Annotated in this window: 6 protein-coding genes; 4 read left to right on the top strand and 2 right to left on the bottom strand. The window is 69.0% G+C overall.

The window, feature by feature from the left end; translation table 11 throughout:
* The coding region (locus VLK61_RS15615; protein ID WP_325422536.1) for a hypothetical protein at nt 1-362 on the bottom strand (362 nt) is incomplete at its 3' end.
* Here VLK61_RS15615 and VLK61_RS15610 point away from each other — a divergent pair.
* Both VLK61_RS15610 and VLK61_RS15605 read left to right on the top strand, forming a co-directional pair.
* A complete protein-coding gene (locus VLK61_RS15610; RefSeq protein WP_325422535.1) occupies nt 346-1347 on the top strand; it encodes a molybdopterin cofactor-binding domain-containing protein in 1002 nt (333 codons plus the stop codon). The genes VLK61_RS15615 and VLK61_RS15610 overlap by 17 nt on opposite strands.
* 51 nt (nt 1348-1398) lie before the next feature.
* Nucleotides 1399-2157: an MBL fold metallo-hydrolase gene (locus tag VLK61_RS15605; protein WP_325422534.1), complete on the top strand. Its 759-nt coding sequence runs from the start codon at nt 1399-1401 to the stop codon at nt 2155-2157.
* A gap of 133 nt (nt 2158-2290) precedes the next feature.
* On the opposite strand, the gene VLK61_RS15600 is transcribed toward VLK61_RS15605, so the two are convergent.
* Nucleotides 2291-3472, bottom strand: a complete 1182-nt coding sequence (locus tag VLK61_RS15600; RefSeq protein ID WP_325422533.1) for an HD-GYP domain-containing protein — start codon at nt 3470-3472, stop codon at nt 2291-2293.
* A 674-nt stretch (nt 3473-4146) separates the two neighbouring features.
* On the opposite strand from VLK61_RS15600, the gene VLK61_RS15595 reads away from it, so the two are divergent.
* Together VLK61_RS15595 and VLK61_RS15590 are read left to right on the top strand one after the other, a co-directional pair.
* Nucleotides 4147-7008 carry a S8 family serine peptidase gene (locus tag VLK61_RS15595; RefSeq protein WP_325422532.1) on the top strand — a complete coding sequence of 954 codons (2862 nt, stop codon included), beginning with the start codon at nt 4147-4149 and terminating at the stop codon, nt 7006-7008.
* A 132-nt stretch (nt 7009-7140) separates the two neighbouring features.
* Nucleotides 7141-9594: hypothetical protein (locus VLK61_RS15590; protein ID WP_325422531.1), on the top strand; the 2454-nt coding region annotated here is incomplete at its 3' end.

Below are 9594 nucleotides of genomic sequence, written 5' to 3'. Positions count from 1 at the left end.
AACGGTACGGCCACCTTCGGTATCGACGTGCGGCTGCCCGACATGGTATTCGCCACCGTGCGCATGAACCCGGCGATGGGCGCGGCACTCGTCAAGTTCGACGCCACCGCCGCCCGCGCGATGCGCGGCGTGTTGAAGGTGTCGAGCTGCCCGGCGGCGTCGCCGTCGTCGCCAACAACACCTGGCGCGCCTTCCAGGCCGCGCAGGCCGTGCAGTGCGACTGGGCCGAGCCCGGCTACCCGGCCACCACGACGGCGATGATGGATGCCATCGTGGCATCGATGACCGAGAAGAACCGCCACAGCCGGCTGCGCGACGACGGCGACGTCGACCAGGCACTGGCCGGTGCCTGTGCACACCATGCTGATGGGCGGTGGCTTCGGCCGGCGCCTCGAGTCGGACTTCGTGGTGCAGGCCGTGCGGCTGGCGGGGGCGATGGCGGGCAAGCCGGTCAAGATGACCTGGCGCCGCGAAGAAGACATGACGCTGGACTTCTACCGCCCCGCGGCCGTGGCACGTTTGCGTGGCACGACAGCCGCGAAGCAGGTGCACGCGCTCGATCTGCGGGTGGCTTCGCTGTCAGTCGCCGAGTCGAACCTCGGCCGCATCGGCCTGCCGGCCCTGGGCCCCGACCCGAAGATCATCGAAGGGGCCTACGACCAGCCCTACGGCATCGCCAACTACCGCGCCACGGCCTACCGCACGCCGGCCGGCCGGCCAGTGAGCTTCGCGCGCTCGGTGGGCAACTCGTACAACGGCTTCTTCATCGAGAGCTTCGTCGACGAACTGGCCGCGCAAGCCGGCGTCGACCCGCTGAACATGCGGCTGGAGTTGCTCAGCCACGAGCCGTCGCGCAAGGTGCTGTCGGCGGTGGCGTCCCTGTCGGGCTGGGGCCAGCCCTTGGCCGCCGGCCGCGGCCGGGGGGTGGCCTTCCACCTGTGCCGCGGGGTGCCGGTGGCCCTGGTGGTCGAGATCACGACGACCAAGGCGGGCGTGAAGATCGACAAGGTCTTCGTCACTGTGGACGTGGGCACGGCGCTGGACCCGCGCAACATCGAAGCGCAGCAGCAGTCGGGCGTGATCTTCGGGCTCAGTGCCGCGCTTTATGGCGAGATCACCTTCGCCAAGGGCGCGGCCGAGCAGAGCAACTTTCACGACTACCCGGTGCTGCGCCTGCAGCAGGCGCCGCAGATCGTGGTCAAGGTGCTGGAGAGCGGCGGCGCGATCCGCGGCGTGGGCGAAACCGGCGTGCCGCCGGTGGCCCCGGCGCTGGCCAACGCGATTTTCCAGGCCACCGGAAAACGCATTCGTGAACTGCCGCTGCGCAAGCACATCGGCTTTGTCTGACGGCAAGCGCAACACCGCTGTCTCGCCCCAATTCACAAAAGGGAACTCCTCATGACCCTGCGCCTCGGCTTGGTCGGCTGTTGCCTGGTCGTCGCCGGCTGCGCTGGCGGCGGCAATTGCAGTTCGCCCTACGCCAGGTCCCCGCAGTTCAAGGCTTGCCTCTTCGTCAATCCGCCCAACCCCGCGACGCTGCCGAGAGCCAGCACCTGGACCATCTGGACCGACTTCATTCTCCGCGCCAAGGTGGGCACCGTACCCGTCGACGCGATCCCGGTTCGGCCGCTGACAACGGCCCAGCTTGAAGCGCTGGACCTGCTGGCCAACCAGGTGGTGCGCTTGGGTCACTCGTCGCACCTGCTCAAGCTGCGCGGCAAGTTCTGGCTGATCGACCCGGTGTTCGGCGAGCGCGTGTCGCCCTTGTGGGCCTCGTGGGTGATCCAGAGCGGCGAGCAGCGCATCTACTACAGCGGCGACACGGGCTACTTCGGCGGCTTCAAGCCAATCGGCGAGCGCTTCGGCGGCTTCGACCTGGCGTTGATCGAGAACGGAGCCTATGACGCCAACTGGCCGGACGTGCACATGACGCAGGAGGAGAGCGTTCAGGCCTTCCGGGACTTGCGAGGCAAGGCTCTGTACTCGGTCCACAACAGCACCTTCGACCTGGCCTTCCATGCCTGGCGCGACCCGATGGACCGGCTCGCCAATCTGGCGGCGGCAAAAGGCATCGAACTGGCCACACCCGAGATCGGCGAGGTCATGACTGTTGGGCAGCCCCGCACCAACAAACGCTGGTGGCAGGATTTGAAGTAACGCGGGGCCAACGCGATCTTCCACGCCACCGGAAAACGCATTCCTCGTTGAATCTCCGGGCGGCGAATCCCGGCCGTCCTGCCCTGGCCAGCGCAGGACGGCCGCCCGGGCGACAGGCCGAGTTCACGCCCGCTCAGGCGGCCTGGCTGCCGGCAAGATCGAGCAGTGCGGCGAAAGGCATCGGGACCGACACATCACGCGGCGCGAACGCGAAGTCGATCGCGAAGCGCGAGTGCACGGTGTCCCGGGTGATGGGCGCCTCCATCGGCGAGTCTTCGCTGCATGCGAACACGGCCACCCGCGGTGTCGTTGCCGAGTCGCCCCGGCGCACAACGCAGCCGATCTCGCCGTTCACCAGCCTGACGTAGCAGCCGGGCGGAAACAACCCCACGGCATCGACGATCGTTGCGCCGGCCTCGTCCGGTCGAAGATCGTCGCCGAGGCGGGCCACCTGGGCGGCTTCAGCGGCCGAGTGCGCCGGCCTGATGAGCCTGGGGCTCAGGCGCGCGGCATACAGGTCGGCACGCCGCAGGAACCGCGCCAGGTGTTTGCCCCGCTGGCGCGGGTGCAGGGAGCCAGCGCCGGTGTCATGGTGGTAGAGGACAGCGTCAAGCCATTGGCGGTCCTGCACGCCCAGGGCCTGCAGCACGCCGGTTGCACCGTTGGCATGGCGCTCGATCATGGCGCGCTGTTCAGAGGTCGGCGGCCGTGTCTGCGCGGCCATGGCGTTGTGCACGACGGTGATCGACACGTTCATCGTCAGTGCCGCCAGGCCCAGCGACGTGGTGTCGCCGGTGGTCCAGGGCGGCACCGTCGGGGCGGCGACCGTCAGCAGGGCGGCGCAGAGCAGCGCGTGCGTGGCGCTGTAGTGGCGCAAGGAGATGCTGGCCAGGTGGGTGAGGGCGAACAGCGCGAGATCGGGGTTTTCGTCCAGGCGCTGCATCAGTTCGGCGTGCAGCCGATGCAGGTCCGCCAGGAAGCTGCCCGACATCGGGTCGCGAAGCAGGTGATCGGCCCGCGCGCACAGCGCCTGCCAGTACTCGGGCGACTTCGCGTCCATCGGATCGGACGCGCCTGCCGGGACTTCGCGCCCGCCCTGCCCGGACGGCGGGTCGCCCGTGGCGGCCACCCGGTAGAACCGGTGGGCGTCGTCGGCATGCATCCACAGCCCGCGTGACAAGAGTTGATTGAGCTGCCAACGCTCAGTGAGGCACGCGCCCTTGCGAACGAGGGTGCGGCCGTGGCCGTCGAGCAGCGCAAAGGGGGCGGGGCAGCCGGCGCGGAACGCGCTTGGAGGGGCGGGAACGATTCGCATGGGGTCAGGGGCGGGCCGGCAAACGGTCTTCGCGGTCGAACGCGCAGAACGCGACCTCCATCCCGTCGAGATCCGAAGCGATCGTTCGCAGCAGAGGATTCTTCATTCTTGCTTTCTTGCCGCTCCGCGCGCAGGGGCTTCAAGCCACTGCCCGAGTGGCCGCCTGCGATCACGAGAGCAGATACGCAATTTTACATCATTGAGCGATTTTATCAAATAGTTTAAAAAGAGAGGCGGCCTCTTCCCGTGGACAAGTTGGCATCGGCGGGCCTCGTTCTCCGAGTCATCGCGCCGCAACGGCTGGCGCCATGGAAGGCGCCCAGCTCACAGGCCGTTCACCGTGATTTGAACGGTCGCAGGTGCGATGGACACTCTATTCAACAGTTAGCAAACACTTGACGCCGTGCGTACCTATCAGCTGTCACAAGTCAACCGGCGTCCGTTCCACCGACTGCCGCCTCTGCACATAACGTTCAATCAGCGTGGATGGATGCGGGCACCATGGCTTGCCCTTGCCCTCAGCCCTGGTCCCTCGCCTTGATGACGTTCTCCCGCGCAGCACGGCTGCTAGGGATACCGTTTGAGCCTTGCGCTCCTACGATGAAAAGCAGTCGTCCCCGCTTGTCACGATGACGCCGCGGGCCGGCAGCCGTGCGTTTTTCAGGGAGCTTTTCATGACCACATCCGTCGCAGCCGAAGGCAAGGCCCCGGCTTCGTTCAACCATCCCACTGCAGGCCCGAGCCGGGTCGACCCCGGCATCGTCGCCGTGTTCTGGCAAGCCAGCGCGCAGCCGACGCAAAAGGCCAAGCTGCTCGACGAGCTGGCGCTGTCGCCGCTCAACACCGGCCAGCCGGACCAGGCGCCGCTGGTGCAGGTCAACCAGACGGACCGCTTGTCGTGGGTCTCGCGTGCCGACAACGCAGCACTCGACCCCGATGTGCTGAAGCGCCTGGAAGCCAGTGAATGGGTCGAATGGATCTCACCGGCGCTGCGCCCGCTGCGCAGCCCCGGTGGCGCCGAGGCCAAGGGCGCGCCACGCGCCGAGCCGGCGGCACCGCCGCTGGCCTTGTTCACGATCAACCCGACCCGCTTCTATGTGCGCCAAGCGGCCTTCGAGCGTCACGGCGGTGCCGCAGCCATCGGGCCGGCGCTGTCGGTCGGCCTGAACCAGGCCACCCGGCTGCGCGGCTTCGTCACCGTGAATGTCCAACAGCCAAGTTACGCGGCCGGACGCAGCACGCTGCACATGGCCGCGGCCATCGCCCAGGCCCTGGGTGGACCCGCTGCGGTGGCCGGCAGCAGCGCCGACCTGCGCTTCGAGACCATCCCGTTGCTGTCGCCGCGGGCCCATGGCGAGATGCAGCCCGTCGCGGCCTCGGGCCTGCTGTCCTGCCGCCCGCCGTCGACCGAGTTCACGCCCGACGATCCGATGTTCGCGCAGCAGTGGGGCCTGCAACGCGTGGGCGCACCGCGTGGCTGGCAGATGGCGCGCGGCGTGCCCGGCGTGACGGTGGCGGTGATCGACGAAGGCGTCGAACTCGGCCACCCCGACCTGGCTCTGCACCCGCAATCGTGGAATGCCTCGACCGACCTGCCCGACGGCAGCCCGACCGGCAGCCACGGCACGGCCTGCGCCGGCATCATCGGCGCGCGGCTGGACAACGGCCAGGGCGTGGCCGGCATCGCCGGCGGGGTGCGCATCATGGCCATCGCCACCGCCACCTGGGCCGATGTCGACATCGCCGAGGGCCTGTATTTCGCCGCCGACAACGGCGCGCGCGTGGTCAGCATGAGCTTCGGCGTCTACGCCTCGTGGAACTTCTGGGACTTCGACCTGATCCGCGACGCGCTGCAGTACGCGCACGACCAGGGCCTGGTGCTGGTGGCCGCCTCGGGCAACGAGAACGGCAACGTCGCGCGTTTCCCGGGCAGCGACAGCCGCACGCTGTGCGTGGGCGGCAGCAACCGCAGCGACGAGCGCAAGCGCATCGGCGATGCCTCGTCCGAGGCCTGGTGGGGCGCCAGCTACGGGCCTGATGTCGACGTCGTGGCGCCCTGCCTGGAGATGCCGACCACCGACCGGCTGGGTGGCCAGGGCTACGCTCTTGGCGATTACCACGACCACTTCAACGGCACCTCGTCGGCCACGCCGGTGGTGGCCGGGCTCGCGGCACTGCTGCTGTCGATGCGGCCGACACTGTCCAGCGTCGAGGTTCGCCAGATCATCGAGAGCACTTGCGACAAGATCTCCCCGGCGCTCTACGCCTATGCCAACGTGCCCGGCAAGCCCAGCGGCACCTGGCATGAAGAGGTGGGCTACGGCCGCATCAATGTCGAGCGCGCGCTGCTGCAGGCCTGCCAGCAAGCGCCTGGCTGCAAGGACAGCCCCTGCAGCGGCTGCGGCGGTTGCTGCAGCGAGGCCACGCCCGCGGAGTGCCGCAGCCCGGCGCCGGTGCCCTGGCTGCCCTTCGATCGCTGCATGGTGTTCTACGAATCGCGCATCTTCGAGGGTGAAGGTCGCGAAGGCGGCATTGCCGGCCAGCAACGGCTGCGCCTGCGCGTGACCTACGAACATTGCCTGAAGCTGGTCGGCCGCCAGCAAGGGCCGCTGCTGTACACCACCACGCTGCTGCCCGGCGAGGAAGTGCGCCTGTTCGAATACGACCGCTACCGCCGCACGCGTTCGGAGACGCAGCGTGTCTCGGTGCATACCGCGTTCCGCCAGACGCTGAGCGCACTGTCGCAAAGTCGCCGCGCGAGTTCGAGTTCGGCCTACTTCGATTCGCTGACCGAGATCCGCACGCATGCCGACACCTCGGTCTCGGCGGGTGGCGGGCTGGCCGGCTTCTTCGGCGCGCCCACGGTCAAGGGCGAGACCGGCTTCGAGGCGGAGACTTCGGTGGCCAGCGGCGGCACGGTGCGCACCGCCTCCGAGCAGTTCACGCAACTGGCCATCACCGCCTCGCAGGCGATGGAAGCCGAGCGCTCCACGGTGGTCAGCACCTTCGAGGAGCAGGAGCACATCAGCACCACCGCGCGCACGCTGAAGAACCACAACCACTGCTATGCGGTGACCTACTTCGTGCGCCGCGTCAACGAGGTCTACGAGGTGCACACCCGCATCACGTCGATCGAGTGGCGCCTGGGCGACGGCGGCGCGTGGCGTTCGGTCGACGACCTGAATGGCCTGCCCGACGCCTTGCGCCAGGTGATCGAGGCGATGGTGCGCGACTTGCTCAAGCAGGGCCAGATGGCACGCGACGCGCGCGTGATCACGGTGCCCACCGACGGCACGCTGTACGAGCCCGAGCTGGCGCATTGCGCGTCCTGCGAGCCGACGCTGATGGCCGAGCAGGACGTGCGGCTCGAGCAGCTGCGCCTGCAGGCGCGGCGAGCCTGCCTGGAGACCGAGCTGCTCGAGATCGAGGTGGCGCGCCGGCGCGCGCTGGTGAGCAGCCCGCAGGCGGCCACGCTGGAACTGGGCCTGTGGTCGCTGGGGCGCCCGGAGCTGGTCGCTGCCGACGGCGGCCACTGAGCCGGTGCGCCGCGCCCGGGCCTGCGCCAGGCCCGGGCCGGCAGCATCGCGCGCTTGTTTGCGACAAGGGCTCTCCCACCCGCGGCAGCCGCTGATGGCTAACATCGGCTGCTGTCCCGCGAGGTGTCTGCCATGGCCAGCCTGAATGATGTTTCCCCACCCCCGTCATCGGGCCTGCAGCACATCGATGCGCTGCTCGACAACGGCCCGGGCTGGAACTGGCTCACGCCGACACGCACCGAGATCTTCTACACCTTCGCGCTCACCGGCGCGGACGAGGCGGGCGACGACCTGATCACCGGTGCGGCCAGCGCTGCCAATGCGGCCCAGCAGGCCGCCGTCAGCGCCTTGCTGATCTACGTGAGCCAGATCACTGGCATCACCTTCACGCTGACAGCCGATGGCAGCGCCGCCGACCTGCACTTCGCCGAAGCCGACATCAGCAGTCCCAGCCACGCCGGCGCGACCCACTGGTCCAGGAGCTACACCACCCATTTCCAGACGGTGACCAGCTACACCGCCGATGCCTTCATCTTTCTCGACGACGTCGAATTCACCGCCATCACCGCGGCGCCGACCATCGGCAATGGCGGCCACGAACTGCTGCTGCACGAGATCGGCCATGCGCTGGGCCTGAAACACCCGTTCGAAGACGGCGTGACGCTGCCGGACGACGAGGACGACACCGCGCACACGCTGATGTCCGACACCGATGTCGGCGGCCCCTATGGCGCCTACAACGAATACGACCTTGCGGCGCTGACTTTTCTGTACGGCGGCGACGGCCTGGGCGGCGCATTGGGCGTCGGCGGCGCCGGGCGCTACCTGATCGGCAGCAGTGCCGACGAGACGCTCAGCGGCGGTGCCGGCAACGACTTGCTCGACGGGGGGGATGGCGACGACGAGATCGTCGGCGGCGCGGGCACCGACACCGCGCGCTTCAGCGGCCTGCGCAGCCTCTACACCGTCACCACCTTCAGCGACCGCATCGAGATCACCGGGCCGCAGAGCACCGACACGCTGACCGGCGTGGAGTTCGCCCGCTTCGACGACGCCGACCTGGCGCTGGCCGCCACGCCCAGCAACCACCGGCCGACTGGCACGCTCACGGTCGCCGGCGCCGCCGCCCAGGGCAGCACGCTGACGGCGGTGTCCACGCTGGCCGATGCCGATGGCCTGGGCACGCTGCACTACCAGTGGCAGTCGTCCACCGATGGCAGCCACTGGACCGCGGTGGCCGGTGCCACCGCCGCCACGCTGCAGCTGGCCGAATCGGATGTCGGCCTGCAATTGCGCGTGCAGGCCCGCTACACCGATGGGCTGGGCAATGCCGAGTCGGCCACCAGCGCGGCCGCCACGGTGGCCAATGTCAACGATGCGCCGGTCGGCAGCCTCACGATCTCCGGCACGCCGCAGCGCGGCAGTGCCCTGGTGGCCAGTGCGTCGATTGCCGATGCCGATGGCCTGGGCACGGTGGAATACCGTTGGCAAGTCCTGGCGGCCACGGGCTGGAAGAACATCAGCGGGGCCACCGAGCTCAGCTTCACGCCGACCGAAGCGCAGGTGGGCTTCCAACTGCGGCTGCAGGCCAGCTATGTCGATGGCCATGGCACGGCCGAAGCGCTGTATTCCAGCGAAACCGCGGTGGTGAGCAACCTGAACCGTGCGCCGACCGGCATGGTCTCGGTTGCCGGCACGCCGCAGCAGGGCCAGGCGCTGAGCGCCAGTGCCGCGCTGGCCGATGCGGATGGCCTCGGCAGCCTCGCCTACCAGTGGCAGTCCTCGCTCAACGGCGCCGATTGGGCCGACATCGCGGATGCCACGCAAACCAGCTTCACGCCGGTCGAAGCCCAGGTCGGCCTGCGGCTGCGGGTGCTCGTGACGTATGTCGACGGCTTCGGCGCCGCCGAGTCGGTGGCCAGCGCCAGCACCAGCCGGGTCGGCAACCTGAACGACGCTCCCACCGGCACGCTGTCGATCACCGGCTCCGCCACCCAGGGCTCGGTCCTGACGGCCGATGCGGCGCTGGCCGACGCCGATGGCCTGGGCAGCCTCAGCCACACCTGGCAGGCGTCGGCCAACGGCGTCGACTGGACCGCCATCAATGGGGCCACCGGCGCCAGCTTCACGCCGGGCCTGGCGCAAGTGGGTCAGCAACTCCGCGTGATAACCAGCTATGTCGATGGCCATGGCAGCCTTGAAACCGTGACTTCGGCGGCCACGTCCCTTGTGCTCGGCTACCAGACCGGCACCGCCGACAAGGACCTGCTGACCGGCACCGCCTACGCGGACACGCTGATGGGCCTGGCCGGCATGGATCAGCTCAGCGGCGGCGGTGGCGCCGACACACTGATCGGCGGCGATGGCATCGACACGGCGGTCTACGCCCTGTCGCGCGCGCAGTACGTCGTGGCGCCCCAGGCCGGCACTGTCACCGCGCTCAGCGGCGCCGAGGGCAGCGATGCGCTCAGCGAGATCGAGCGCCTGGCTTTCAGCGATGTGTCGCTGGCCTTCGACATGGCGGGCAACGGCGGCCTCACCGCACGCTACCTCGGCGCGGTGTTCGGCCCCGAGGCGGTCGCCAAC

Source organism: Aquabacterium sp., assembly GCF_035476535.1.
Classification (GTDB): domain Bacteria; phylum Pseudomonadota; class Gammaproteobacteria; order Burkholderiales; family Burkholderiaceae_C; genus Pseudaquabacterium.
The sequence above is the reverse complement of the archived record's forward strand: the minus strand, read 5'-3'. Positions and strand labels throughout refer to the sequence as shown.